The sequence below is a fragment of the Streptomyces sp. Ncost-T10-10d genome, assembly GCF_900091955.1.
In the GTDB taxonomy this organism is placed as follows: domain Bacteria; phylum Actinomycetota; class Actinomycetes; order Streptomycetales; family Streptomycetaceae; genus Streptomyces.
On sequence record NZ_FMDF01000048.1, the window covers coordinates 1 to 26,240 of the forward strand.

Genomic DNA, 26,240 nt, shown 5'->3' on the forward strand with positions numbered 1-26,240 from the left:
TCGGTGGCGTTCAGCCCCGACGGTCACACTCTGGCGGTCGGCAGCGCCGACCACACCATCCATCTGTGGAACGTCACCCACCCCACGGCCATCGGCCCTCTGGGCCGGCCGCTGACCGGGCCCGGCAACGCGGTCACCGACGTGGTGTTCAGCCCCGACAGCCGCACCCTCGCCGCCGGGAACACCGACGGCAACGTCGATCTGTGGAATCTGCCGCCTACCCGGATCATCGGCGCCGGCGGCAATGTGGCAACCGTGGCCTTCAGCCCCGACGGACGCACCCTTGCCGCAGGAAACCAGAACAAGACCGTCTCCCTGTGGAACACCGCCGACCCCAACCACCCCGCTCCCCGAGGTGATCCGCTCACCGGCGCCAAGGGCGCGGTCGACGCCGTGGCGTTCAGCCCGGACGGCCGCACACTGGCCGCCGGCGACAGCGGTGGCAACGTCACGTTGTGGAACACCGCCGACCCCAACCACCCCGTTCGGCTTCCTGAGACCCTCACCGGAGCGAACGGGCTCATCTTCTCCCTGGTGTTCAGCCCCGACGGCCACACCCTGGCCGCGGCCGGCGACGACGAGGTGCATGGCAGCATCGCCCTGTGGGATGTCAGCGACCCCGCACACCCCGAATCCGGGCCCGGCATCGCCAACTCACACACGAAGTCCGTCGAATCCCTGGCGTTCAGCCGCGACGGCACGATGCTGGCGGCCGGCGGCGACGGCAGCAACGGCGAGGTCGGACTGTGGAGTATGACGGACCCCGGGGTCCGCATCGGGGAGCCGATCAAGCAGCCGGCCACCACCAGCACCTGGGTGGCGTTCAGCCCGGACGGCCGCACGCTCGCCACCGGGAACAGCCGCGGCACCGTCACCCTGTGGAATGCCACCGACCCCCACCACCTCACGCGCAGGGGCAGCCCCCTGACCGTGCCCGGCGGCAGCCTGTGGTCGGTGGCGTTCAGCCCGGACGGGCACACCCTCGCAGCGGCCGGCCACACCGACAACGGCACCATCAACCTGTGGAACGTCACCGACCCCGACCACCCCACCGCCATCGGCCGGCCGCTGACCGTGGATACCGGATTCGTCGCCGTTCTGGCGTTCAGCCCGGACGGTCACACCCTGGCTGCCACCACCGACGACGGCGTGGCCACGCTCTGGGACCTGAACGTCGAGACCGCTGTCAGCCGCATCTGCGCTGCGAGCTCCGGCGCGCTGAGCCGACAGCAATGGAGCCGGTACGTTCCACAACTGCCGTACGACCCACCCTGTGTGACCACCTAGTAGGGCCTGGCCAGGTTGATATCGGCTCTGGCATGTTGCGGTGACAGATGGGGCAGGCGCCGGTCCAGGCCGCGAGGAGTAACTGCAGTTCGCGGGTGACCTGGTAGAGGCTCAGGCCGGCGCCGTCTCCTTTCGGGACCGGGTGATGCGCTGGAGGGTGCAGAAGGCGCGGGCGGCGGAGACGAGGGTGACGTGGTGGTGCCAGCCTCTCCGGGTGCGGCCTTCGAAGTGGGCCAGGCCCAGGGCCTGTTTTTCCGGGCCGGCTCGGGATAGACGGGGGCTGGGGCCGGGGACCACGGCCGCCGTAGGGCGGGGTGTGCGGCAGTGCTTCTTCCGGGTGGGCGGTGGTCGTGGTGGAGATGCCCACCACGTAGTCGAGTCCGCGTTCTTCCAGGCCCAGCCGGAAAGCTGCCGTGTCTCCGTAACCGCCGTCGGCGACGGTGAGGGGGATGTCGATGCCTCACGATCGCGTCTCGTCGATCATGTCCAGGGCCAGCTGCCACCTTTCGGCATGGCCGACCTCGACAGGAATGCCACCGTAACGCTCCGAGCCCCCGCCGGATGTCCGGCAGGGGCTTGTCGTGTCAGACGGCGCTGAGATACTGGTCGGGCTTGTGGACCTCGCCGCCCAGTTCGCGCGCCGCGTGCTGCGCCCACGACGGGCTCCGCAGCAGTTCGCGCCCGAGGAGAACCGCGTCCGCCCGGCCCTCTGTGATGATCTTCTCGGCCTGCTGCGGGTCGGTGATCAGACCCACGGCCGCCACGGGGAGCGAGGTCTCCGCCTTGACCCGCTCGGCGAAGGGAACCTGATATCCCGGCCCCGTCTCGATGCGGGCGCGCGGGGCGTTTCCGCCGCTGGAGACGTCCAGCAGGTCGACACCGTGGGCCTGGAGCTCCCTCGCCAGTCGTACGGTCTCGTCGACGGTCCAGCCCTCGCGCTCGTCCTCGTCGTTCTCCGTGAGCCAGTCCGTCGCGGAGATCCGGAAGAGGACGGGCAGTTCCTCCGGCCAGACCTCGCGCACCGCGTCGACGACCTGCAGCGCGAAACGGATGCGGTTCTCGAAGCTGCCGCCGTACTCGTCGTCACGCCGGTTGCTGTGCGGGGAGAGGAACTGTCCGATGAGATATCCGTGGGCTCCGTGCACCTCGACAACCTGGAAGCCCGCGTCGAGCGCGCGGCGGGCTGCCTCGCGAAACCCGCTGACGACGCCCTGGATCTCGTCCACGGTCAGCTCGTGCGGCACGGGGTGACCGTCGTCGAACGGCAGCGGACTGGGGGCGACGGGCGTCCATCCGTGCGCATCCGCCCCGACGGGACCGCCACCCATCCAGGGGGCAGCCGTCGACGCCTTGCGACCGGCATGCGCGAGCTGGATGCCGGGTACCGATCCCTGCCCCTTGATGAAGTCCGTGATCCGGCGGAGAGCGGCCACCTGGGTGTCGTTCCAGATGCCGAGGTCTGCCGGGCTGATCCGACCCTCGGGGCTGACGGCTGTCGCCTCGGCGAGGACGAGTCCGGTGCCGCCGACGGCGCGCGCCGCGAGGTGGGCGAAGTGCCAGTCGGTCGCGACGCCCGCGTTCGGCCCCACAGGTTCGGCGCTGTACTGGCACATGGGCGCCATCCACACCCGGTTGGGGATGACGAGCGACCGCAGGGTGTAGGGCTCGAAGAGGGCACTCACGTCGGACTCCGTTTCGACGGTACGAAAGAATCGTTAGTACGATACATCTCGTACTACTACAGTCGTCAAATTACGATGCCCTTCGTACAAGGGCGTGGGCATGGGTGAGGCCCATTCCCGGTCCGTTTCCGGCCGGGAATGGGCCTCACGCGCCGCTGGGCGGCCGTATGCGGGCTATCCGCGCCGCCTCAGTGTGATCTCGGCGTCCGCGTCGTAACCCTGGGTCCAACTGCGTCCGGCGCCCGACTTCCAGGTGACATGGGCGGTGGTGCCGTCGGTCCTGACGCCCTCCACCGTCATGGCCCGGTCGCCGTCCCGTACATCCCCTCGACGCAGTTCGCGCGCCTTGACGGTGACGGGTTCCGCCGACTGCGCACTCTCGGCCTCGTCCGCCGCGAGGGCGAGTGCCGCCGCCAGTTCCCGGGCGCGGGCGGGGGTGCAGATCACAGTGAACTCTCCCGACGGTGCCACGCCCCGGACCTCGACTCCCGCCCCGACGGGGGTCACCTCCAGGGTCGCGACGTGTCCGTCGCGGTCCTCGATCCCACTCGCCATCGCTCTGTTCTCCCCTTGCCCGATACGCCCTTCGGCTCAGTGCAGCCGGAGGCTCTCCGGCGGGCCCAGATGGCTGGGCTTGAGGCCGCCGATGTCGACCACCAGGTTCTGCAGCACCACCGTCGGGTCGACCATCCAGAATCTCAGCACATGGACTCCGGGCCGGCCGATCCGGTGCACCGTACTGGTGACGTTGACGTTGTCCGAGGTGTTGCGGGCCCACTGGACGTTCATCGTGCCGTCGTCGGAACCCGTCACCGCCGTGACGTTCACCGTCTGCGGTGCGTCGTCCCAGTCGCAACATCCCGTACGCCGTGGTCGATCCGGCGGGCGACCCTGGTGACCACGTGCCGTCGGTCGGGACCACCAACTGGCAAGGCGGGCTGGCGGCCACCCGCCATCCGACCGGTCTCGGACACCGCCGGATCGGCGTCGTGAGTGGCCCGTCCCGCATGATGTGCAGCCGCGCCCGCGTCGACGGCTACCGGGCCGCGCTGGAGACCGCGGGCCTGCCCTTCGATCCGGAACTGATCCGGGAGGGCGAGTTCCGCCACGAGGCCGGCTACGCGGCGAGCCTCGAACTTCTGCAACTGCCCGACCCGCCCATCGCCTTGTTCGCGGGCAATGATCTCCAGGCCCTCGGCATCTACGAGGCCGCCCGCGAACTGGGGCTGCGCATCCCGGAGGACCTGAGCGTCGTCGGGTTCGACGATCTGCCCCTCACCCGGTGGATCGGACCACCGATCGCCACGGTGCGCCGGCCGCTCGTCGAGATGGCCGAGACCGCCGCCCGCCTGGTCCTCGACCTCGGCCGGGGCGCCCGGCCCGCGACCACCCGGGGCGATCCGGCCGCGAAGCCGGTGGTCCGCAGCAGCACCGCCGGGCCCCGCCGCCGACCCCTCCTGCCCGCACCCCGCTCACCCGTTCCGACCTGCACTTCTATTCCGTTGCAGGCCGGACGGGAGCCGCGTACCGTCCCCCGTCATGACGACCCCCACCCTGCACACTGGGCGGCTGCTCCTGGAGCCGTACACACCCGCGGACGAGGACGGCTTCGTGGCGCTCTTCCAGGACGCCCGGGTGTCCCGGTGGATAGGCGACGGACCCTGCACGGAGGCCGAGGACCGCGCCCTGTTCGGGCGGGTCTTCAGCAAGGTGTACGCACAGGGGCTCTTCGACGTATGGGCCGTACGACAGAGCGGCCGTCTGGTCGGCCATGCGGAGATCAAGCCCTCCCCGTCCCCGGACGTGGACGGCCACGAGATCGTCTACGCCCTGGCTCCGGCCGTATGGGGACAGGGGTTCGGCACCGAGATCGCGCAGACACTGACGTCGTACGGGTTCGACGTTCTCGGGCTCACCGAGGTGCATGCGACGGTGGCCGCCGAGAACACGGCGTCGCTGGCGCTGCTGGGCCGGATCGGCTTCCGGCACGTCAGGGACACGGTGGAGGACGACGGCAGCACGACCCGGGTCCTGACGCGCTCCGCCTGCGCCGGCATCGCCGGGGCGGATCAGCCGCGGTAGACGTCCAGACGGCCGCACATGCCGAACCTTCCGTACGCGGAGGGCTGTTCGGCGTGCACACAGGCGTCGGCGAGGTATCCGCCGTCACCGCGCGCCAGAGCGTCGAGCTGTCCGCCGGTCACCTCGGAAGCGGCAGCGGCCCCCTTCTGCCAGCGCCCCCGCCAGTCCTCGGTCCTCGGGCGTACGAGTGCGGCGGCGGCCCGGTGGAAGTCGGCGAGCGGTTCGAGGTCACCCACCTCGGTGGCATGGCGCAGCGCGAGGAAGCCCTCGACGGCGAGATCACGGCGGACGCGGGCGGCCCGCTCCTGTTCCTCTTCGCAACCGTCGACGGGAAGGACGACCGCCGCCCGGTAGGCGTCGGGGTCCGCGAGGTGGCGGGGCGGCAGAGTGAGTACGGCGTCACCGGCCTCGGGCAGCCCGCTGTTCTCCATGAGGACGACGATGCGCAGCCCGTCCTCGTTGACCAGGCGGTGGATCGTACCCGGCGTGAACCAGACCAGGGCACCCGGAGCCAGTGGCGTCTGCCGGAACCCCGACGCGGTGAGGGTCTGCACCGAGCCCGTGCCCCCGACCACCAGATACCCCTCGGAGCAGGTGAGGTGGAGATGCGGCGTCCCGCCCCGCAGGCCGTCCGCGGTGGGCCAGTCGTAGACCCGCAGGTGGGAGACGGCGACGGCACCGGGCAGCCCTTCGAAGGTCGGCACAGCTACTCCTCGGTCTCTCTGCGTCGGCGCTGCGGCAAGCGCTTTCTACACCTGCTGCACCGTACCTTCGCCGACCGTGGAAGCAACAGGGGCCGGGAGGATCGGAGCTGCGCTGCGGGCCACTGTCAGTGGCGAGGTGCAGACTGGCCCGTATCCGACACAACGGCGTTTCGGGAGGTTCGGCCATGACCGACGTACTACTCACCGTGGGTACCCGCAAGGGACTCTTCATCGGCCGCAGGCGCGGTGGCGCGTGGGAGTTCGACGGCCCGCATTTCAATGCCCAGGCGATCTATTCGATCGCCGTCGATACCCGCAGGCAGGTCCCCCGACTCCTGGTCGGCGGGGACAGCGCGCACTGGGGTCCCTCGGTCTTCCGCTCCGACGACCTGGGCAGCACCTGGGTCGAACCACAGCAACCGGCCGTGAAGTTCCCTCAGTTCACCGAGGCATCGCTGGAGCGGGTCTGGCAGCTCCACCCGGCGGGCCCCGAGGCACCCGATGTCGTGTACGCGGGGACCGAGCCGGCGGCGCTGTTCCGGTCTCAGGACGGCGGGGTGTCCTTCGAACTGGTCCGCCCGCTGTGGGAGCATCCGACGCGGTCGAAGTGGGTGCCGGGCGGGGGCGGCGAGGGTCTGCACACGATCCTCACAGACCCCAGGGATGCCCGGGCCGTGACGGTCGCGGTCTCCACGGCCGGCGTGTTCCGCACCAAGGACGGCGGCGCGAGCTGGGCTCCGTCGAACAAGGGAGTGTCGGCGGTCTTCCTCCCCGACCCGGATCCGGAGTTCGGTCAGTGCGTCCACAAGGTGGCCCGGGATGCGGTCGATCCCGATCGGCTCTACCTCCAGAACCACTGGGGAGTGTTCCGGAGCGACGACTCCGGGGACAACTGGACGGACATCGGCCGGGGCCTGCCCTCCGATTTCGGATTCGCCGCAGCAGCGCACCCGCACCGCGCGGACACGGCGTACCTCTTCCCCATCAACGCCGATGCCGACCGCGTGCCGGCCGAGCACCGCTGCCGGGTCTTCCGCACCGGCGACGCGGGCAGCACCTGGGAGCCGCTGTCTGCGGGCCTGCCCGAGGAGACGCATTACGGCACGGTGCTGCGTGATGCGCTCTGTACGGACGATGCCGACCCGGCGGGCGTCTACTTCGGCAATCGCAACGGCGAGGTGTACGCGAGCGCGGACGACGGGGACAGCTGGCAGCAGCTCGCCTCGCACCTGCCGGACGTCCTCTGCGTCCGGGCGGCGGTCATCGGCACATGACCGCGTCGCCGACAGCAGTGCGGCAGAGCCCACGTGATGCGTTGCGCGAGCTACTGCTCGGTGACCGTTATGCAGCCGCCGCCGGTCCCGGACCGGCGGCGGCTTCGGCTCATGGCAGCTGCCAGTCCACCGGCTGGGCCCCCTGGCGGAGCAGGAGTTCATTGGTGCGGCTGAACGGGCGCGAGCCGAAGAAGCCGCGGTCCGCCGACATGGGCGAGGGGTGCGCGGACTCGATCGCCGGGAAGCCGTCGAGGAACGGCCGCAGATTACGGGCGTCGCGCCCCCACAGCACGGACACCAGGGGCTTGCCCCGCGCGGCCAGGGCCCGGATGGCCTGCTCGGTCACTTCTTCCCAGCCCTTGCCGCGGTGCGCGCCCGGTTTGCGGGGCGCCGTGGTGAGCGCCCTGTTCAGCAGCAGCACGCCCTGGCGCGTCCAGGGCGTCAGATCGCCGTTGGACGGTCGCGGAAGCCCCAGGTCCGTGTGCAGCTCCCGGAAGATGTTCTCCAGACTGCCGGGCAGCTGACGGACCTCGGGGGCCACGGAGAAGCTCAGCCCCATGGCCATCCCGGGTGTCGGGTAGGGGTCCTGACCGACGATCAGGACACGTACCTCGTCAAAGGGTTGCTGGAATGCGCGCAGAACGTTCGCGCCGGCCGGCAGATAAGTGCGGCCGGCTGCGACCTCCGCGCGGAGAAAATCGCCCATCGCGGCGACGCGTCCGGCCACAGGGGCCAGCGCCTCGGCCCAACCGGGCTCGACTACTTCATTCAACGGTCGTGGTGCCACGAAGCATCACTCTACCGGCGTACTGGACCCGCTCCCCGCCGCCCTGTCGGCTTCCGCAGCCGCTCTTCTGCGCCCCGAAGTCCCGCGTCCGGGACTCGGGATAGGCTGCCGCCGTCATTCGTCTTCTCACCTCTTCTCTGTCTGGAGCCGGTCCATGAGGTCACGCAGGCGTTCGCCGGAAAGCGGCGGTGCTCATTGCGCCCGGTGGAGGCTGTCGTGACGGCGCGGACGGAGACGGGCTCATCGGCCGGTGCGACGGGTACGCCGGGGCCGTTCGTGCTCGGCGTGGACTCGGGTGGCTCCGGGTTGCGGGTGGCGCTGGGCAGCGTCGGCATGTCCGCCCCGGTGGGCACGACTGTCTGCGCCGAGCCGGTGCGCACCGGACCTGCCGGGATCGATGCGGGTCATCTGCTGGAGCAACTGCTGCCCGCCGCCCGCCGGCTGTTGGAGCGGCACGGCAGCGGTGACCGCACCGGGATCGCCGCCGTGGCGATCGGCGCCGCCGGTATGGCGACGCTCGGCGGACAGTTGCGCGCCGAACTGCCTTCGGCCCTGGAAGGCGCGCTCGGGATGCGCCGGCTGGCTCTCGCCGCCGACGCGGTGACCGCCTACGCGGGGGCGGTCGGTCAGCGCCCGGGGGCGGTCGTCGCGGGCGGCACCGGCCTGATCGCACTGGGTACGGATCTGACGAGCTGGCGCCGGGCCGACGGCTGGGGTCATCTGCTGGGTGACAGCGGCGGCGGCGCCTGGATCGGGCGGGCCGGGCTCGATGCCGCCATGCGAGCGCATGACGGACGGCGCGGTGGGTCCGCCGCACTGCTGGCCCGGCTGGAGGCGGTGTTCGGGCCGGCGCCGGAGCTGCCGGGACTGCTGTATCCGCGCACCGACCGGCCTGCCGTGCTGGCCTCGTTCGCGCCCGAGGTCGCCGCGTGCGCCGGGCATGATCCGGTCGCCGCGGGCATTCTGCGCGAGGCCGCCGTACATATCGCGGAGGCGGCCGCGGCGGTGTGTCCGAAGGCCGGGGCCGACGACGAACCGTGCGAAGTGGCCCTGACGGGCGGCTTGTTCCGGATGGGCGATCCACTGCTCGTACCATTGCGGGAGGAGTTGTCCCGGCAGCTCCCGCAGGCACGGACGGTCCCCGGTTCGGGTGATCCGCTGACCGGTGCGCTGTCCATCGCTCAGGCGTTGGCCGCCGGGGATCTGCGACTGCCCCTCCATCCGACACTGCTCTGCGTACCCGGTCACGGGCCCGAGCAGGAGCCCGGCCCAGATCTTCAGCACCCTCCTGGGTGCCGACAGAGCAGGACAGTCGACCGGTAAGCCTCTCATCGGATAAAAGCGGACAGATAACGCCCGGCCGGGCCCTCCCCGAACAGAGGGGCACCCAAAACCAGTAGCATGCGGCGCCATGAGCACCCCCACTGGGCCCGCTTCCGGCCTGCCTGTACGAATGCCGCGACCTCGCCAGTCCGGACGGCACCGCCGCCCGGAGCCCGTGGTCGCACCTGAGGGCGCTGCCGCGCTCGTTCTCGCCGTTCCCGGTACCCCCTCTTCGGCCACGCGCAGCCTGGCCGAAGAGGTGATCAGCATCGCCCGTTCCGAGCTGCCCGGCCTCAATGCCCGGATCGGCTACCTCGACGGCGACGATGCCGAGTACCCGAAGCTCTCGTCCGTACTCACCCACAGCGCCGCCGAGCGCATCGCGCGCTTCGAGCAGGCACAGGCCGCGGGCCGCGAGGTCGCCGAGCCCGAGGGTCCGTCCGCCGTCGTGGTGCCGCTGCTCGCGGGGCCGGACAGCGCCCTCATCCGGCGGATACGGCAGGCCGTGATGGACAGCGGTACGCAGGTCGAGCTGACCGATGTGCTCGGCCCGCACCCGCTGCTCGCCGAAGCGCTGCACGTACGCCTCTCCGAGGCCGGTCTGGCCCGCGCCGACCGTGCCAGGCTCTTCACGGTGGCCACGGCTGCCGACGGCATCGTGCTGGCCACGGTGGGTGGCGAGGAGGCCGTGCAGGCCGCCGGGATCACCGGCATGCTGCTGGCCGCCCGGCTCGCGGTGCCGGTGATGGCCGCCGCACTCGACGTGGAGGGTTCCGTCGCGTCGATCGCGGAGCAGCTCACGGACTCCGGCTCGGTACAGCTCGCGCTGGCTCCGTACCTCGTCGGCCCCGAGGTGGCCGACGGACTCCTGGATGCCGCCGCGAAGGAGGCGGGCTGCGCAACGGCCGAGCCGCTCGGCGCGTATCCGGCGATCGGCAAGCTCGTGCTGTCGCTGTACGCGACGGCGCTCGGTATCACGCCGACGACCTCGCAGGGTGCTCAGGCTCACTGACGCGGTGCCGGGTACGTCCGGCAGCGGTCCGGCATCGATCGCCGGGCGGGCTCGATCCTTCCGGCCCGCCCGGCGATTCGGCTGTGCATGGCGTGATGTCAGGCGAAGATCACGCAGGATGCGGCAGGGGCTTCCAGCGAGCCCGTGCGGCGCGGGATGCCGGTCGCCGGGTCGACGGCGAACCAGCTGACATTCCCGGACCGCTCATTGGCCGCGTACAGCCATCGACCGGTGGGGTCGAGCGCGAGATCGCGCGGCCAGTGCCCGCCGCAGCCCACGGTCGTGACCGGCGTCGCCTTCTCGCCCGTTCCGTCGAGCGCGAGCACGGAGATGCTGTCGTGCCCCCGGTTGGCCGTCCAGAGGAACCGTCCGTCGTGCGAGACGACCACCTCGGACGGGTAGGTCGCCGTGTCCCCGCCACGTACCGATTCCTCGGGCAGGACGGATGTCTCAGCCACCGGTTCCAGGACCCCCGCGGCGGCGTCCCATCTGCATAGGGTGACGGTCGGTTCGAGTTCGTTCAGGACGTAGGCGTGGCTGCCCGCGGGGTGGAAGGCCAGGTGGCGCGGACCCGTGCCCGGCCGCAGGGCTGTCTCGCCGTGCAGCCGCAACGCCCCGGTGGCCGTGTCGAGCGCGCAGATCCGTATGGAGTCGGTTCCGAGGTCCACGCTGAGCACCCAGTTCCCCGACGGGTCCGGCAGCACCTGGTGTGCGTGCGGGCCCCGCTGACGGTCGGCGTTGGGACCGCTGCCCTCGTGCCTGAGCACGGTGGTGACGGCGCCGAGGAAACCGTCCTCCCGCACGGACAGAGCGGTGACACTGCCGGAGCCGTAATTGGCGGTGAGCAGATGACCGCCCGCGAGCGCGAGATGGGTCGGACCATCGCCGTCCACCGGCCGGAGCTCGCCGACCGGCTGCGGCACATCGCCGGTGATGTCGAGTGCGGCGGCCGCACCGTGCTCGGTCTCGCTGACCGTGTAGAGCACCCTGCCACCCGGACCCGGGCCGTGGCCCACGACGAGATACGAGGGATCGGGAACGCTGTCCGTCGAGCCGAGGACGGTCAGGTCCCCGGTCTCCTGATCCATGGCGGCGGCGGTGATTCCCCGCCCGCCCGCCGAGGTGAACGACCCGATGAATACCCGCCCCGCGCCGTTGTCGCTGCCCACCGCACTGCTCGTCACCGCACTGCCCCTCTCCGCCGACTGAGCACGACCGTTCGTACCGTCGTGATCTTCCCGGGCGACGGTAGCAGTCGGCCCATCGAGGTCTAGACCAAGGCCTCGGTTACCGGTCGGCTCCGCAGGGGCCCTTCACACACCGATCAACGGGGCGCGCGGATCGCTGTGCAGCGGGGCGGCGAGCTCGGCGAGTGCCCGCTCCAGACCGTGCAGGTGGGCGAGCGCGGGCTCTGCGACGGTCTGGTGGGGCGGGATGTTCGGCACGCCCGCCCGCTGCGGCAGATCCGGTGCCGTCAGCGCCTCCACGGATGCTTCGACGCGCCAGCAGGCAGCAGCGAGGCGGGCGTCCTGGGACGCTTCCGGGTCCGCGGCGACGGAGGCCAGTCCGCGCACCTCGCGCGCGCAGGTGTCCAGCAGAGCGAGCACCTGTCCTGCGCGGGCCTTTCGGGCGCGCAGTGGGCTCAGCGGATGCACCAGCGGAGCCAGAGACATCCGCACCCGTCCGAGGAGCGCCTCCAGCTCGGCGATTCGGGGCGCCGGGTCGGCGGTCGTCGAACCGGAGAGCCGCGCCGCGGCTTCCGCGGTACAGGCGTGCACACAGCGCAGGGCCCGCTGGATCCATGCGTCGGTCGTGGCGTGTGTGGTGACCGGCAGCACGAGGAGCACCGCGAGCATCGCACCGAGCGCTCCGGCACCGGTCTCGGTGAGCCGCAGCATGAGCAGCGCCGGATCCAGCACGCCGAGGAGTCCGTAGAGCGTCCCCGCCATCACCGTCACGGAGAACACCATCCAGGTGTACGAGACCGCGGCGGTGTAGAAGATCCCGAAGACGCTGATCGCGACGACGACCGCGCTGGGCACGGCGGCACCGTGCAGCGGGACGACGACGGCCAGGCCGATGGGCATGCCGATCAGGGTTCCCAGGACCCTGCGGAAGCCACGTACCAGCGTCTCGCCGCGCGAGGCGGTGTTCACGAAGACCCACCATGTGGCGCCCACAGCCCAGTACCAGCGCTGCTCGGAGAGGAGCAGCCCCGCCGCGAGCGCGATCGCTCCGCCGACGGTCGCCTGAATCGCCTGGCGCGTGGTCGCGCGGGCCAGCCCCTTGCCCGCCGCCGACGTGGGTACGGCGGCGGCGGTCAGCCGACGCTCGTAGCACCACAGCCCGAAGCGGACGGTCGACGAGGCGAGCAGCGAGAGGGCGACCGCGGAGTACAGCTCGGGCAACTGCCCGGGCAGGGTGTGGAGAAACTGCGTGGTGAAGAAGGCCATGAAGGCGAACACGCCCAGCGAGTGGCCGCGTGGGCCCCATCGTCGGGCGTACACGCCCAGGCCCATGACCGCGAGGAAGGCCACGTCCCGTGCCAACGGATGATCGTGAAGCCCTGCGGCGAGGGCGAGCACCGGAAAACCGACGGCAGGCAGCAGGGCGGTGGTGATCGCCTGATCGCGCACCGTGGCGTCCAGCACCGTGAACAGGGCCAGCAGAGCGGCAAGCCCGCCGGTCACGGCCGCGACGAGCGAGTGACCGGCCAGACCGCACACCACGACGGCCAGGCCGATGCCGAGGACGGCCCGGAGACCGCTGCGCAGCCGCAGTCGGCCCGGGTCCGGGGAAACGAACATCCTCTTCAGCACGGCATGCTCCCGCTTCGGCACACCGGCCCTGCACACCGGCATGAAAAAGGCGCCGCGGGGATCCGCAGCGCCATCGACGGGTACATCACAACATCTCTGAGGCCCATGGCTCAAACGAGAGGGTAACCATTGGGCCATTGGCCCAGCCATGAACCGTTGATGTGCACCATGGGTAGGCCAACGGACCGAAATGGGGCCGAACGCCGTACGCGGCACCCGGTACCCGGGTGGCCGTCGCGTGGCCGAATGTCCCATGCCGCCCCGACAGGGGCGGGAAGTCATCGGTGATGGGCAGGGGGCTGTGCGGGCAGTGTCGCAGTCACTTCGTAGCCGCCGTCAGGGGTGGCCCCGGTGGCGAGTTCACCTCCCAGCATCGCGGTGCGCTCGCGCATGCCGAGCAGACCGTGGCCCGCGCCGGCCGAGGGCGGGGCGGCCCGTTCCGGCGGGGTGTTGGTGACCCGGATCGTGACGGCCGACGGGTGGTGGCCGATCTCCACCCGCACCTTTGCGCCCGGTGCGTAACGCATCGCGTTGCTGAGCGCCTCCTGCACGATGCGGAACGCCGACAGCTCGACGCCCGGCGACAGCGGATGCGGCTCCCCGGCGGTCTCGGCGGTGACCGAGAGCCCGGCGCCGCGCGCGTTGTCGATCAGATCGTCCAGCCGGTCGAGGGTGGGCTGCGGGGCGTACCTGGCCGCCTGCGGCAGAGGGTCCTCGGAGCGCAGTACGCCGAGCACCCGGCGCAGTTCGGTGAGCGCGTCGACCGCGTTCTCGCGGATGCCCGCGAGGTTCTCCTTGAGCTCGTCGGACGGATTCTCGACCAGGTGCGGAGCGACCTGCGCCTGGATGGAAATGACCGACATGTGGTGGGCGACCACATCGTGCAGTTCGCGCGCGATCCGGTTGCGCTCCTCCAGAAGTGTGCGCCGGGAGCGCTCCTCGGCGGTGAGTTCCTCCTGTGCGACCAGCTGGGTACGCGCCACCCCGATGCCACGCAGCGCGGCACCGACCACCACGGCGACGACGAGAACCGCGACCGCGAGGTGGACGTCGTTGGTCCGGTGCCACGGGGCGGCCACGCCGCAGGCAAGTCCCACCACGACACTGATCGTCAGCGTCTCGGCGGCGATCCGGGGCCGGACCCGCAGTGCCAGCAGGAACAGCACCCCGGCCTGCAGCGCGATCCCGGCTCCGCTCCAGGGGAACATCATGCCGCCGGGACCGGAGGCCTTGGCGAAGGGGGTGATCACGACCGTGACGAGCATCGACACCCACCAGGCCGGGATGGGGCGGAACAGCGCGACGACGATCGCGGGCGACTGGATCCCGGCGACCAGAATGCCCAGCTGTATGCCCATCCCGTACCCGAAGGCGTACTGGTTCGTGTTGAAGATGAGAATGCCCACCGCGAACATCGCCAACGGCACCACGAGAGCCGGCCGCCACTCCAGCCAGCGCGGCCGCCGCGCATACGAGGTCGGGTCGGCCGCCGACGTCACCAGATCTTCGCGCAGGGTGCGGGGCAACGCCCGTAGGACCTCCGCCGACCGCCTCACCATGTCCCCCCGCTTCACGGAACTCACCCTAAGCGCGCCGCACCCCCGCCGACCGGGCGGGACGCCCCTTGCGGACGACCACGCTCTTCCTTCGCGGCCGCCCCTGCTCGTAACCACGGAACGCCCCCCAGCAGATCAGCAGCGCCACGGCGAACACGGGCAGCCAGGACAGCCGGGCGAGAACCCAGCCGGAGGCATCGGGGACGGTGTGCAGGCCCGGCAGGGTCCCGCCCGCCAACAGGCCGGTCGCGGTGACCGCGATCATCGCGGTCTGGTGCCACAGGAAAATCGTCATCGCGGAGAGGTTCACCATCGCCACCACCGCCCAGACGGCCGGGCGTTGCAGCACTCGGCGCAGCGGACCGAGCAGCAGCAGTGCCGCTCCGCACTGCGCGAGGCCGAAGGTGACCACGGCGAGGGTCGGCGGGTCGAGGTTGGAGATCGCCAGGCCCGGTACCCCGACCATGGCTGCCGGGTAGCCGGCCCAGAGGATGAGTCCGGCGGTGGCGGCGGCTCCGCCGAGCAGCAGCGTCCAGCCGGTCCTGCGACTGTGCAGTTCGCCCCGTGCCCAGGCCGCGCCCAGGCAGTACGGAACCAGCCAGCCGGCAACCACGTTGACCGAGGTGAACGCGCCGGGCTCGTCCAGGCCGAACCGGTAGAGGTCGGTGATCAGCACGACGGCGAACGGCCACAGCGGATGCAGCTTCGCCACCAGCGGGGTCGCTGCCGTCAGCGCCGCGAAGACCGTCAGGAACCAGAGCGGGGACCACACGAGCTTGCACAGCGCGCGCACGGTGTCCTGGTCCGCCCCGGAGGCGAGCATCGTGCACGCCGCAATGGTCCATACGACCAGCACGACGACCACCGGCCGCAGCAGCCGGGTCATCCGCGTACGGAGCCACCGGACGTAGTTCTCGCCACGGGCGCGGGCGGCGGCGTAACTCTTCGCGCCGACCTGTCCGCCGACCAGGAAGAAGACGGCAAGAGTCTGGAACACCCAGGAGACCGGGGTGAATTGAGGCATGTACTGGAGTGGGCTGGAGCCGTGGATGGTGCCGCTGTCGACGACCAGTGCGGTCACCAGCCAGTGGCCGAGAACCACGCCGAGGATGGCGATGGCGCGCAGGGCGTCGATCGCGCGGTCACGGTCGGCAGGAGTGGCGGAGTCCATCCGCCGGACGAAGTCACGCATGGCGCTCTCCCGGGAGCTCTGCGGACACTGCCGTTCCGGCCACGATCCGGGCGATGTTCTTCAGCGGTAGGGAACCGGGCTTCAGGTAGTCGCTGTGACCGCCGTCGCCCGCCGCGAAGATCTCGGCGCCGAACTCGGGCGAGACCGGGTCCGTCGCGAACCCGATTTCCGTAAAAGGCAGTTGGAGCTTCATGTGCGGCACATCGGCGATCCAGTCGTCGCTGCCACGGCCCGCCCAGACGGTGGCCGGGGTGTGCAGGTCGGCGACGTTTCCGTAGCCGGTTCCGGGGCTTCCGCACAGGATGATGTCCGCGACCCGCAGTCCGCGCGCGGCGCCGGCACAGACGACGGAGCCGTAGGAGTGGCAGACGAGGGAGGTCTGGACCGCAGGTTTCAGTCTTCTCAACTCGCCTATGAAGTAGCGCAGTTCGGGGGCCGCTTCGTCGGCCCGCCCCGAGGTCACCGACGTCGGGCTCACCGTCGTCGGCGTCTCGTATCCGAGCCAGGCGACGACGGCCGACCGCTCGCCCAACTCGCTGTGGAGTGCCGACGCGCCGTTGCGCAGCCGCCAGTAGTGGTCGACGCCGATGCCCGCGCCGGGGACCAGCACCGCGATCCGTTCGGCGTGGGACAGGTCGCCGATGATCTCGACGCTGCGGCCCCCGTCACGGCCGTCGAAGGAGAGGAAGCGGCGTACGGGATCGGCCATGACGTGCAGCGCGGCAGCCCGCTTCCGGTCGCCGTGGTCGGCGGCTGCCCGCTCGGCCGCCCCGATGTCGGCACGGGTCGCGGCGTACCGCGCGGCGAGGGCCTCGGGGGCAGCGCTGCGCAGCGGACCCCGGACGGTCGGAGCCGGTGCCGGTACGGCCGCGGGGCCGGCCACCGCCGCTGTGGGCACGGCCACCGAGGCGGCCACCAGCGCGGCGAGCAGGCCACGGCGCAGGCGGCCTCTGTGCGGATGGGACGACATGGCAGGTTGTTCCTTCCGTACCGGATGGCTGTGCTGCTCGGGTACAGAAGCTATGGAGAGGGCCTTGTAGTCCGCGTCCCACCGGGGTGTGAACCTTTTTTGTAGCTCTGCAGGACTACGGGTATGAGATGCGGGTGAAAGTGCGTCGGATGGCTCCGGCGGGGCCGTTGCCGGGCCATTGGTACAGTCGCTGCCCGGATCGGCCTACCAGGAAGAGACCAACGGACCATGGCGGTGGACGCCCTCGACACCCGCATCCTGCGCTTGCTCATCGAGCAGCCGCGCACCAGCGTGCGCGAGTACGCACGCATCCTGTCCGTCGCCCGGGGTACTCTCCAGGCCCGTATCGACCGGCTGGAGCGGGACGGTGTGATCACCGCTACGGGTCCGGTCCTGTCCCCCGCCGCACTGGGGCACCCGGTGCTGGCCTTCGTTCATCTGGAGGTCACCCAGGGGCATCTGGACGAGGTGGGTGGAGCGCTCGCCTCGGTGCCGGAGATCGTCGAGGCCTTCTCGACCACGGGCGGCGGCGATCTGCTGGCCCGGGTGGTGGCCCGCGACAACGGGCATCTGGAGGATGTGATCCAGCGGTTGATCCAACTGCCCGGTGTGGTCAGGACACGTACCGAGGTGGCGCTGCGCGAGCGAGTGCCGCACCGACTGCTGCCACTGGTCGAATCGGTGGGCCGCACGGCGGCCGGCGGCCCGAAGTGATCACCGTCTTGGCATGCTGGACAACATGAGCTCCCGGCGCGTCCCCGTCCTCACCGTGGTCTTCGATCTCGACGCCACGCTGGTGGACAGCGAGCCGAACTATTACGAGGTGGCGCGCCGCCTTCTGGAACGGTACGGCGCACCCGGCTTCACGTGGGAGCACCACACCTGCTTCATCGGGATCGGTGTCCGCGAGACGCTGGCGGCCCTGCGTGCCGAGTACGGGATCGAGTCGCCGGTCGACGAACTGGTGGCGGGTCAGGACGCCCTGTATCTGGAGACGAGGCCGTCGTCCGCGCCCGGCATACCGTTCTGGACGGCGGTGGCCGTGTAGACCATGGGGCGTTGTCCGCCGCAAGCCCCCCGGCGACGCCTCTGCGGACACCGTCTCGGCTGCTCGGCGTGCCGTCGGGGTCCGGCGGCCCGATATCCTGATCTTGCCGCGCGCCCCACCCCGCCCCGATCCCGGTCGGGTCGCCGCCGTGGCAGTCGAAGCGGCCCACAATTCGAGATTGGTGCACAGGTGCTGGTAGCTGGTCGGTACCGCTTGTTGTCCCCCATAGGTCGCGGCGGCATGGGTGAGGTGTGGCGCGCCGCCGACGAAGTGCTCGGCAGGGCGGTGGCCGTGAAGCTGCTGCTCGGCGACCACGCCGACGAGTCGGCCACCGCCCGGTTCCGTCTGGAGGCGCAGACCGCGGCCCGCCTGAGCCACCCTCATCTGGTGGCCGTGTTCGACTTCGGGGCCTGGGAGGACCGCTTCTTCCTCGTGATGGAACTCGTCGAGGGCAGAAGCCTGGGCGATCTGCTCGCTGCCGAGGAGCGGCTCGGCGCCGAGCAGGTCGCCCGGATCGCGGGCCAGGCGGCCGCGGGGCTCGCCGCCGCCCATCGGCAGGGCATCGTGCACCGTGACATCAAGCCCGGAAACCTGATGCTGGACGCGGAAGGGTCCGTCAAGATCGGCGACTTCGGCATCGCCCAGTTCGTCGACGACCCTTCCGCCGCGCTGACCACCACGGGGCAGATCGTCGGCACCAGTCTCTATCTCGCCCCGGAGCGCGCCCTGGGCCGTACGGCCGGTGCGGCGTCCGACATGTACTCCCTCGGCTGTGTGATCTACCAACTCCTGCTGGGCGACCCACCGTTCCGCTCCGACACTGCGACCGCCACGCTCTATCAGCATGTCGACACGGCCCCCGTGCCGCTCAGACAGCGGGGAGTCGACCTGTCTCCCGCCTTCGACTCCTATCTGCTCGGGCTGCTCGCGAAGCAGCCCGAGGACCGGCCCAGCGCTCAGCAGGTCGCCGACTGGTTCCAGAACGATGCGTGGCGGGGACAGCCGGAGCCCATGCCCATGTACGCTCCCACGCCCCCTCCGGCAGCGCCGAGTGCTCCTTATGTCCCGGCGCCTGCCCCCGCGTTCGGCACAGCCCCGGCATCCGTCTCCGCTCAGCAGGCCGACGGCCTGACGACATACCGCCTGCCGCAGGCCGGCGGCCACAGACGGCGTCCGGCGGACCGGTCCATGCCCGTCCGGCGGCGCACCGGCGCCCGCGAGGCGATCAGGCGTCGGCCCAGAGTGGCCAGCGCCATTGCCGGTACGGTCGCCTTCCTCGCGGCCGTGTACCTGGGGATGAGCCTGTTCTCCCCCGATTCCGGCTCGGCCGACACCCCGGGCACCGCTCCCACCGCATCCACCGGACCCGATTCACCGGCCCCGGACCAGCCGGCACAGGACAGCGAGGGCGACAGGCAGGGCGGCGAGGGCGACGGGGACGACGAGCAGGACTGAGCCGTTCTCCCCTGCCCGCCCCGGCCCCACGACCGTACCGCCCCTGCCGCCGCACCACACGTCAAGCGGCCGTCAGGACCGGCGGTTACGGCGTCAGCGGTTCATCAACGGACGCCGACGGGCCGGGCGGCTTCCATAACGTCGCTGCCATGCGACGACGCGACATCCGAGCCGTGCCCGGCCCGCACACCGGCCGAGCACACCCTTCGCCCGATACGACCGCCCACGACCACGGCTGGACCGGGGACCTGTGGTTCGCGGTCCGCTGCGCCGTGACACTCTTCGGGCTGCTCCTGGCCGTCGATGCGACGGCCGGGCACCTCACCTGGCTGCGCGCACTGCTGTGGACGGGCCTGGCCGCCCTGCTGCTCGTGGTCCTGGTGCCGCCACGGGTCCGTGCGGGTGCCGGGTGGCTGTCCTGCCGCGGCCTAATGCGCGAACGGATCGTACGCACCGACCGGCTGGTCTCGGTGCGGTGGTCGGACGGAGTCTCCCAGCGTCTGGTGCTCCGTGACGCGGACGGCGGCCGGGTCGAGGTCGATCCCCAGGTCTTCCTCGCCGATCCGGCGCTGTGGCACCGGCTGGACGACGACGCCCGCGGTTGTGTGAAACGCGGGACGCTGCGGTGCGGGGTGACGGCGCTGCGTCAGCTGGCCGACCGTATCGACCGCCGGACCGCGCGCATGGTGTTCACGATCTCCGGCCTGGAGTAACCGCCCCGCACGCCCAAGTTGTTGTGCGATCCCACCATCGCGGCTTGACCAGACTTGCCAGGTCCCCCGGCGCGCCTCGCCGTTCATTGACGATGCCATGACGACATGTGAGTGTTCGGTCGCTCGATCAGGGACGACGGCGACACGGGCGACGGGGCCGGCCTCGGACGGCCGGAGCAAGTGCGTCGGCGTACGCCGCTGCCCGTGATCGAGGCCCCCCCGACTCAAGGAGCCTCGATGAAACGCAGACCGATGACGGCCGGGACAACCCTGGCCGTCCTCGCCGGAATGCTGGTCGCCACCACCGGCCTGCCAGCATCTGCCGAACCGTCTCCGCCCGCCCCCACCGCGCTCTCGGCCGCTGTGTCGGCAGCCGACCGGGCCGCCGCCAGCGGTCTCGACAGCCTGGCGAAGGGGCCCGACGAGCAGTACGAGCGGCAGATGGTGACCCCTTGGGTCAAGGGCATGTACTCCGTCGCCTACCAGCGCACCTACCGCGGTCTGCCGGTCGTCGGCGGGGACGCCGTCGTGGTGGCCGACTCCGAGGGCCGGGTACGCGGCACCCAGTCGGCGGTGTCCCGGCGGATCAACGTGCCGACCACACCGACCGTTTCCGCCGAGGCCGCCGAGACCGCCTCCCGCAAGAAACTCACCACCGTGACACGGGTGGACTCGCACCGTCTGGTCGTGCGCGCCACGGGCAGGACCTCCCGGCTGGCCTGGGAGACGGTCCTCACCGGACGCAGCGCCAAGTCCCCCAGCCGTCTGCATGTCTTCGTCGACGCGGGCACCGGCAAGGTGCTCGACAGCTACGACGACGTCAAGGCGGGCACCGGCAACAGCCAGTGGAACGGTCCGTCGCCGCTGTCGATCGACACCACCGCGTCGGGCAGCAGCTACTCGCTGCGTGACCCGAACCGGCCCGGCCTGAGCTGCGCCGATTACAGCACGGGCAGTGTCTTCAGCAAGTCGAGCGACTCCTGGGGCACCGGCAGCTCCTCCAGCAAGGAGACCGGCTGCGTCGACGTCATGTGGGCGGCGCAGCACGAGTGGAACATGCTGCGGGACTGGCTGGGCCGCAATGGGCACGACGGCAACGGCCGCAGTTGGCCGGTCAAGGTCGGACTGAACGACGTCAACGCCTACTGGGACGGCTCCTCGGTATCCATCGGCCACAACAACGCCAACCAGTGGATCGGCGCGATGGACGTGGTGGGCCATGAGTTCGGCCACGGCATCGACCAGTACACGCCCGGCGGCGCCGACAACGAGTCCGGTCTCGGCGAGGCCACCGGCGACATCATGGGCGCCCTGACCGAGGCGTACACCAATGAGCCCGCCCCGTACGACGACCCGGACTACACCGTCGGCGAGAAGATCGACCTGGTCGGCAACGGCCCGATCCGGATCATGTACAACCCGTCGCAGACCGGCGACCCGAGCTGCTACAGCTCCTCCATACCCAACACCGAGGAGCACGCGGCGGCCGGTCCGCTGAACCACTGGTTCTATCTGCTGGCCGAGGGCTCGAACCCGGGCGGCGGCAAGCCGACCAGCCCGACGTGCAACAGCTCCTCGGTCACCGGCGTCGGCATCCAGAGCGCCGGCAAGGTCTTCTACGGCGGCATGCTGCTCAAGACGAGCGGAATGACCTACAAGCGCTACCGCACGGCCACGCTCACCGCCGCCAAGAACCTCGACTCCAGCTGTGTGCTCTTCGACCGGACCAAGGCAGCGTGGGACGCCATCAGCGTCACCGCCCAGAGCGGCGACCCGACGTGCACGTCCGGCGGCACCAACGACTTCACGATGTCCCTGGACCCGGCGTCCGGCTCGGTGAAGCCCGGCAATTCGGTGACGGCCACGGTGCGGACATCGGTCAGCTCCGGGAGTGCGCAGACGGTGAACCTGACCGCGAGCGGCCTGCCCAGCGGTGTCACCGCGTCGTTCAGCCCGTCGTCGGTGCAGTCCGGGGCGTCCTCGACGATGACCGTGTCCGCGTCGTCGGGCGTCGCGCCCGGCGCGTACACCTTCACGGTGAAGGGTGACGGAACCCTGAGCCACACCGCGCAGTACACCCTGTCGGTGGACAACGGCGGCGGCAACCCTGGCGGCGGCGCACCCGACATCAGCGTCGCCAACGTGCAGGCCCACCTGACGCAGCTGAACACCATCGCCACCCAGAACGGCGGCAACCGCCGAGCGGGCAGCGCCGGTTACACGGCCTCGGTCGCCTACGTGAAGGGCAAGCTGCAGGCTGCCGGTTACACGGTCAGCGAGCAGACCTGCACCAGTTGCACCTACCGCGGCAACAACCTGATCGCCGACTGGCCGGGCGGCCCGTCCGACCAGACCGTCATGTTCGGCGCCCATCTGGACGGCGTCGCGGCCGGCCCCGGGATCAATGACAACGGCTCGGGTTCCGCCACCCTGCTGGAGAACGCGCTCGCCCTGGCACAGCGGAACCCCACGATGACCAAGCACGTCCGTTTCGCCTGGTGGAACGGCGAGGAGCAGGGCCTCCAGGGTTCCCAGTACTACGTCGGCCAGCTCACCGCCGCCCAGCGCGGCACCATCAAGGCGTACTACAACTTCGACATGATCGCCTCGACCAACGCCGGGTACTTCATCAACAACGTCGACTCGGCGGCCTCGGCCCCGATGAAGGAGTACTGGGACTCGCTGAACCTGGCGCCGGAGGAGAACGTCGAGGGCCAGGGCCGGTCCGACGACTACTCCTTCCAGCAGGGCGGTATCCCCACGTCGGGTTACGCCACCGGTGCCAGCGACACCAAGTCGTCGGCGCAGGCCGCCAAGTGGGGCGGTACGGCAGGCAGGTCCTACGACTCCTGCTACCACCAGTCCTGCGACACCACGGCCAACATCAACGCGACCGCGCTCGACCGCAGTGCCGACGGTGTCGCCTACACGGTGTGGAAGACCTCCGTCGGTACCACCGCCCCGGTCGATGACTTCTCTGTCACGGTGAAGCCGGTGTCCGGAAACGTCCAGCCGGGCGGCTCGGTCACCGCGAGCGTGTCGACGGCGACCACCAGCGGCTCCGCGCAGACCGTGAACCTGTCCGCCTCCGGGGCGCCGAGCGGTGTCACGGTCGCGTTCGCCCCGGCCTCCGTGCAGTCGGGTGCGTCGTCGACCATGACCGTCTCCGCCGGGAACGGGACCGCGCCGGGTACGTACACCCTCACGGTGACCGGAACCGGCACGGCCACCCACGCCACCACGTACTCGCTCGTCGTCGGTGGCAGCGGCACCTGCCAGCCCCGACAGGTCGTCGCCAACAGCGGTTTCGAGGAGGGCGTCGCGCCGTGGACCCAGACGGACGGCGTGATCAACAACCGGACCTCGGAGAAGCCCGCGCACAGCGGCGCGTACACGGCCTGGCTCGGCGGCTGGGGATCCACGCACTCCGACACCCTCTCGCAATCGCTGACCATTCCGGCGGGCTGCTCGGCGTACAAGCTGTCGTTCCACCTGCGGACCGACACCGACGAGTCGGCGGGCGACCCGACCGCGTACGACACGTTCACCGTCAAGCTGGGCACCAAGACGCTCGCGACGTACTCCAACAAGGACGCCACGGGCTCCTACGTCCAGAAGACCTTCGACGTCGGCGCCTTCGCCGGTCAGACGGTCACGCTCGGGTTCACCAGCAGTGAGGACGCCTATCTGCAGACCAGCTTCGTCGTGGACGACGTGACGTTGAACGTGAGCTGATCCATCATCAGGAAGCAAGCCGGGCGGGGTGTGTGCGGACACGCCCCGCCCTCGGCGTCTCAGCGGACGACGGCCGCCAGCCGACGGGTGAAGTCGTCGATCTCCGGCCGGCTGCCGTGCCGGTCCGCCAACCGGCTGTGCAGGCCGCGGAGTTCCTGGCCGAGCAGCGTGGATGCGGTCACCTCGGTGGTGTCCAGTACGGGTTCGGCGATGGCGATCGCAGCGAGCGGGTCCTGGGCGCAGGCATGGGCGTCGGCCATCCGAACCAGGAACAGCATCCGCGTCGAGTGCATCCCCGCAGGGAGCAGGCCCAGCGCGGTGCGGGTGGCCTCAACCGCGCGCAGCGCCAGTCGACGGTCACCGGTCGCCGCGGCGAGGTCCCGCAGGGCACCGGCGGCGCCCGACTCCACCCGCAGACGCACAGAGGCGACGGACAGCCAGGGTGCCTCCGTCTCGTCCTGCTCGCCGACCCGGTCCATCTGCGACCAGGCACGGTCGATATGGCCCAGGGTCTGCCGTGCGTCGCCCCGCACCGCGTGGCCGCGCGCCTCGTACAGATCGCTCATGGCGCCCGCCCAGTGCCGGCCCGCGGCCGCCTGCCGGATCGCGCCGCCGTAGGCGAGGGCGGAAGGGCCGTCGCCCTCCAGCCGCGCCAGGGTGCTCATGTCGCTGAGCGCGGCCACCTCCGTTCCGACATGACCGGCCAGGCCGGCCCAGACCAGTGACCGGTCGAGCCAGGCCATCGCTGTCGCGTTCCGGCCCCACAGCAGCCGCAGACAGCCGGCCGACTGTGCGTACTCGGCCGCAAGTGGAGCGAGTTGGCGTTGGTACGGCGCTGCGGGCAGGGCCATCCAGCGGAGCATCGCATGCAGGGTGCGCTCGACCACGACGGTCGCTCCCGGCCAGGCGCGCTCCTCGTCGGCCCGCTGGCAGACGGCGAGCAGCGCCGTCAGGGCATGTACGGTGTCGATGTCCAGCGGCGGACACGAGACAGTGGCCGGGCCCAGGGCACAGAAGGCCGAATGCAGGGCGATGACGTCGGCGAGTACGGGAACGGTGCAGCCGTCACGGCCGTGCACCGGACACACCAGCCCGTAGGTGGGCAGGCTCATGGGCAGGACGGTGTCCGGCGGCAGCATCGAGAGCAGGGCGCCACCTGCGGGCTCGCCGGGCAGGGGGCCCGTCCGTGCGGTGGTCGCGGCCGGACGTGCGCCCCCGCTCCCCTCGCCCGCACCACCCGGCCCCTCGGCCTCCGCCGCCTCGCAGGCGTTGAGGAGGTCGCCGCCGGCCGTCAGCAGATCGTCCAGCCTGCGGGCGAGCGGCAGCGGCGTCTTCCGGGTGCCGTGCTCCAACTTGCTGATGGCGGTGTGGTCGTAGCCGACGCGGGCGCCCACCTGGGCCTGGGTGAGCCCGGCGCGCCTGCGCCACTGACGCAACCGGGTTCCGAAGGCTCTCCACGCCTCTGCGGTACGGACATCCGGCGAAGGGCCCACGCCCTCGGTCACCCGGAACCCCGCGGAGCCCCGCCGGATCTCCCACCCGTGCCACGCTCATGACTCATGGCCGGGAGGATAGCGAGCGCGTGTGCGCGGTGTCCCGGTGCCGCGGCAAGATGGCGTCTTCCCGCGCCTCCTGCGCCCTCCTGCGCCTCTCGCGCCTTCCCGGCGTCACCCCCGCCATCGGTACAGGTATCGGCGTCATCTCTGTGGTTTCGGGGTTCCGGGGTGGGGGCCGGTGGCAGCAGGAAGCTGCGGCGTTCGTCATCGGTCAGCCGCCTGAAGACCCGGGAGCGGGCCTGTCCGAGCGGGACGTCGAGATCGGTGGCCGGATCCCCCACCCTCGGATCGGCGCCGTGCGGTCGCGGGAGACCGTGGTCAGGTACGAGCCGCCCGGGTGCCAGGCCGGCACCCTTTCTGTTTCCGTAACACTCTTGTCCAGTAGGCCAGTTGGGCCGGTCGGAGGCGCATGAAGCGGCAACCCGCCGGGCATATGACCGGTGACTGACAGGAGGTGGTGGCAATGGGCCGCATCAAAATCGTCCGACGTCCGCAGCTGCCGTCGCGGCCGCCACTCGATCTGCGCACCCCGTCCGGCCGCCCACTGCCGTACTGAGCAGGCTCCCGCCGCGACCGACGTCTCAGCCGCCCTGCCTGCCGGAACCCCTGGGGCGACCTCGGCGTGAGGATGGACAAGGAGCCGTCGCAGGGAACGGCAGAAACCGGGACCGGTACGTCGGCCGACTCCGAAGGGGTGGCCGCCATGCGCGCGTCCGGGACGAGAATGTCGGCTGCGGCATCGCCCGTACACAGCGCCCGGGAGACGGACCTGGAGCTGCTGCACCTCCTTCACCACCCTGGACGGCAAGCAGATGACCTTCGCTCCGGGCCGGGTCCGGATCGTCTTCGCACCGAAGTGACGCGAGCGGCGTCGGCGTGATCGCCGCAGGCTGAGGGAGATGAGGAAAACCGCAGGGTGGCGGGTGCGGAGAACATCACCCGGTTCGACGGCAATCCCCGTACCCGCGCCGGGCGGCGGTTCCTAGCGTTGCCGGTGAGGCGCGACGGACTTCTCACGCCTCTCCACCACCGGCCAGGAGTCAGT

20 protein-coding genes and 3 pseudogenes are annotated in these 26,240 nt (G+C 70.9%); 11 read left to right on the forward strand and 12 right to left on the reverse strand.

All coding sequences use genetic code 11. The features are described 5' to 3' along the window. The coding region (locus GA0115254_RS06010; RefSeq protein WP_176739998.1) for a WD40 repeat domain-containing protein at positions 1-1,287 on the forward strand (1,287 nt) is incomplete at its 5' end. On the opposite strand, the gene GA0115254_RS45660 is transcribed toward GA0115254_RS06010, so the two are convergent. The 4 genes and pseudogenes from GA0115254_RS45660 to GA0115254_RS06030 all read right to left on the reverse strand — a co-directional run. After that, complete coding sequence (locus GA0115254_RS45660; protein WP_370740834.1) at positions 1,187-1,744, reverse strand: transposase; 558 nt, start codon at positions 1,742-1,744, stop codon at positions 1,187-1,189. The two genes, GA0115254_RS06010 and GA0115254_RS45660, sit on opposite strands and share 101 nt — an antisense overlap. A gap of 127 nt (positions 1,745-1,871) precedes the next feature. Then, positions 1,872-2,969: an NADH:flavin oxidoreductase/NADH oxidase gene (locus GA0115254_RS06020; protein ID WP_093894242.1), complete on the reverse strand. Its 1,098-nt coding sequence runs from the start codon at positions 2,967-2,969 to the stop codon at positions 1,872-1,874. Between the two features lie 174 nt (positions 2,970-3,143). Further along, positions 3,144-3,524, reverse strand: a complete 381-nt coding sequence (locus GA0115254_RS06025) for a hypothetical protein (RefSeq protein ID WP_093894243.1) — start codon at positions 3,522-3,524, stop codon at positions 3,144-3,146. Positions 3,525-3,560: 36 nt separating this feature from the next. Then, positions 3,561-3,815, reverse strand: a pseudogene (locus GA0115254_RS06030) (hypothetical protein); the annotation flags it as partial. A gap of 2 nt (positions 3,816-3,817) precedes the next feature. On the opposite strand from GA0115254_RS06030, the pseudogene GA0115254_RS06035 reads away from it, so the two are divergent. Together GA0115254_RS06035 and GA0115254_RS06040 are read left to right on the forward strand one after the other, a co-directional pair. After that, a pseudogene (locus GA0115254_RS06035) lies at positions 3,818-4,417 on the forward strand (substrate-binding domain-containing protein); the annotation flags it as partial. 91 nt (positions 4,418-4,508) lie between these two features. Continuing rightward, the gene (locus GA0115254_RS06040) at positions 4,509-5,051 is read left to right on the forward strand and encodes a GNAT family N-acetyltransferase (RefSeq protein WP_093894244.1); all 543 of its coding nucleotides are present in this window, start codon (positions 4,509-4,511) and stop codon (positions 5,049-5,051) included. Here GA0115254_RS06040 and GA0115254_RS06045 read toward each other — a convergent pair. Continuing rightward, a complete protein-coding gene (locus tag GA0115254_RS06045; RefSeq protein ID WP_093894245.1) occupies positions 5,039-5,755 on the reverse strand; it encodes a cupin domain-containing protein in 717 nt (238 codons plus the stop codon). The genes GA0115254_RS06040 and GA0115254_RS06045 overlap by 13 nt on opposite strands. Before the next feature lie 185 nt (positions 5,756-5,940). On the opposite strand from GA0115254_RS06045, the gene GA0115254_RS06050 reads away from it, so the two are divergent. Beyond that, positions 5,941-7,029, forward strand: coding sequence for a WD40/YVTN/BNR-like repeat-containing protein (locus tag GA0115254_RS06050; protein WP_093894246.1), 1,089 nt, complete (start codon positions 5,941-5,943; stop codon positions 7,027-7,029). A gap of 109 nt (positions 7,030-7,138) precedes the next feature. On the opposite strand, the gene GA0115254_RS06055 is transcribed toward GA0115254_RS06050, so the two are convergent. After that, on the reverse strand, positions 7,139-7,816 hold the full coding sequence (locus GA0115254_RS06055; RefSeq protein ID WP_093894247.1) for a uracil-DNA glycosylase: 678 nt from the start codon (positions 7,814-7,816) through the stop codon (positions 7,139-7,141). A 285-nt stretch (positions 7,817-8,101) separates the two neighbouring features. Here GA0115254_RS06055 and GA0115254_RS06060 point away from each other — a divergent pair, with 285 nt between their 5' ends. Beyond that, entirely contained in the window at positions 8,102-9,139 is a 1,038-nt protein-coding gene (locus tag GA0115254_RS06060; protein ID WP_093894281.1) for an N-acetylglucosamine kinase, read from the forward strand. Between the two features lie 88 nt (positions 9,140-9,227). Continuing rightward, entirely contained in the window at positions 9,228-10,151 is a 924-nt protein-coding gene (locus GA0115254_RS06065; RefSeq protein WP_093894248.1) for a sirohydrochlorin chelatase, read from the forward strand. 98 nt (positions 10,152-10,249) lie between these two features. Here GA0115254_RS06065 and GA0115254_RS06070 read toward each other — a convergent pair whose 3' ends face one another. The 5 genes from GA0115254_RS06070 to GA0115254_RS06090 form a co-directional block, all read right to left on the reverse strand. Beyond that, on the reverse strand, positions 10,250-11,320 hold the full coding sequence (locus GA0115254_RS06070) for a lactonase family protein (protein WP_093894249.1): 1,071 nt from the start codon (positions 11,318-11,320) through the stop codon (positions 10,250-10,252). 144 nt (positions 11,321-11,464) lie between these two features. Next, the gene (locus GA0115254_RS06075; RefSeq protein WP_093894282.1) at positions 11,465-12,970 is read right to left on the reverse strand and encodes an FUSC family protein; all 1,506 of its coding nucleotides are present in this window, start codon (positions 12,968-12,970) and stop codon (positions 11,465-11,467) included. A gap of 278 nt (positions 12,971-13,248) precedes the next feature. Beyond that, a complete protein-coding gene (locus GA0115254_RS06080; RefSeq protein WP_093894250.1) occupies positions 13,249-14,529 on the reverse strand; it encodes a sensor histidine kinase in 1,281 nt (426 codons plus the stop codon). A gap of 25 nt (positions 14,530-14,554) precedes the next feature. Next, a complete protein-coding gene (locus GA0115254_RS06085) occupies positions 14,555-15,718 on the reverse strand; it encodes an acyltransferase family protein (protein ID WP_093894251.1) in 1,164 nt (387 codons plus the stop codon). After that, complete coding sequence (locus tag GA0115254_RS06090) at positions 15,711-16,688, reverse strand: alpha/beta hydrolase (protein WP_093894252.1); 978 nt, start codon at positions 16,686-16,688, stop codon at positions 15,711-15,713. The genes GA0115254_RS06085 and GA0115254_RS06090 overlap by 8 nt, the downstream gene beginning before the upstream one ends. Positions 16,689-16,916: 228 nt before the next feature. On the opposite strand from GA0115254_RS06090, the gene GA0115254_RS06095 reads away from it, so the two are divergent. The 5 genes and pseudogenes from GA0115254_RS06095 to GA0115254_RS06115 all read left to right on the forward strand — a co-directional run bounded on the left by GA0115254_RS06095 (position 16,917) and on the right by GA0115254_RS06115 (position 23,639). After that, positions 16,917-17,402 (forward strand): Lrp/AsnC family transcriptional regulator, encoded by a 486-nt coding sequence (locus GA0115254_RS06095; protein WP_093894253.1) that lies wholly within the window; start codon positions 16,917-16,919, stop codon positions 17,400-17,402. 25 nt (positions 17,403-17,427) lie between these two features. Further along, a pseudogene (locus GA0115254_RS06100) lies at positions 17,428-17,712 on the forward strand (HAD hydrolase-like protein); the annotation flags it as partial. A gap of 264 nt (positions 17,713-17,976) precedes the next feature. After that, positions 17,977-19,191: a serine/threonine-protein kinase gene (locus GA0115254_RS06105; protein WP_256102416.1), complete on the forward strand. Its 1,215-nt coding sequence runs from the start codon at positions 17,977-17,979 to the stop codon at positions 19,189-19,191. A 149-nt stretch (positions 19,192-19,340) separates the two neighbouring features. Beyond that, complete coding sequence (locus GA0115254_RS06110) at positions 19,341-19,904, forward strand: hypothetical protein (RefSeq protein WP_093894255.1); 564 nt, start codon at positions 19,341-19,343, stop codon at positions 19,902-19,904. 252 nt (positions 19,905-20,156) lie between these two features. Continuing rightward, entirely contained in the window at positions 20,157-23,639 is a 3,483-nt protein-coding gene (locus GA0115254_RS06115) for a M28 family peptidase (RefSeq protein WP_093894256.1), read from the forward strand. 59 nt (positions 23,640-23,698) lie between these two features. On the opposite strand, the gene GA0115254_RS06120 is transcribed toward GA0115254_RS06115, so the two are convergent. Next, positions 23,699-25,144, reverse strand: coding sequence for a helix-turn-helix domain-containing protein (locus GA0115254_RS06120; protein ID WP_093894257.1), 1,446 nt, complete (start codon positions 25,142-25,144; stop codon positions 23,699-23,701). Positions 25,145-26,240: the final 1,096 nt, after the last annotated feature.

Excerpts from the sequence above, each read along its gene's own strand:
- GA0115254_RS06025 (WP_093894243.1), bottom strand. The coding sequence starts at position 3,524 with ATGGCGAGTGGGATCGAGGACCGCGACGGACACGTCGCGACCCTGGAG.
- GA0115254_RS06040 (WP_093894244.1), top strand. The coding sequence starts at position 4,509 with ATGACGACCCCCACCCTGCACACTGGGCGGCTGCTCCTGGAGCCGTAC.
- GA0115254_RS06050 (WP_093894246.1), top strand. The coding sequence starts at position 5,941 with ATGACCGACGTACTACTCACCGTGGGTACCCGCAAGGGACTCTTCATC.
- GA0115254_RS06065 (WP_093894248.1), top strand. The coding sequence starts at position 9,228 with ATGAGCACCCCCACTGGGCCCGCTTCCGGCCTGCCTGTACGAATGCCG.
- GA0115254_RS06080 (WP_093894250.1), bottom strand. The coding sequence starts at position 14,529 with ATGGTGAGGCGGTCGGCGGAGGTCCTACGGGCGTTGCCCCGCACCCTG.
- GA0115254_RS06085 (WP_093894251.1), bottom strand. The coding sequence starts at position 15,718 with ATGCGTGACTTCGTCCGGCGGATGGACTCCGCCACTCCTGCCGACCGT.
- GA0115254_RS06090 (WP_093894252.1), bottom strand. The coding sequence starts at position 16,688 with ATGTCGTCCCATCCGCACAGAGGCCGCCTGCGCCGTGGCCTGCTCGCC.
- GA0115254_RS06095 (WP_093894253.1), top strand. The coding sequence starts at position 16,917 with ATGGCGGTGGACGCCCTCGACACCCGCATCCTGCGCTTGCTCATCGAG.
- GA0115254_RS06105 (WP_256102416.1), top strand. The coding sequence starts at position 17,977 with ATGGGTGAGGTGTGGCGCGCCGCCGACGAAGTGCTCGGCAGGGCGGTG.
- GA0115254_RS06110 (WP_093894255.1), top strand. The coding sequence starts at position 19,341 with ATGCGACGACGCGACATCCGAGCCGTGCCCGGCCCGCACACCGGCCGA.
- GA0115254_RS06115 (WP_093894256.1), top strand. The coding sequence starts at position 20,157 with ATGACGGCCGGGACAACCCTGGCCGTCCTCGCCGGAATGCTGGTCGCC.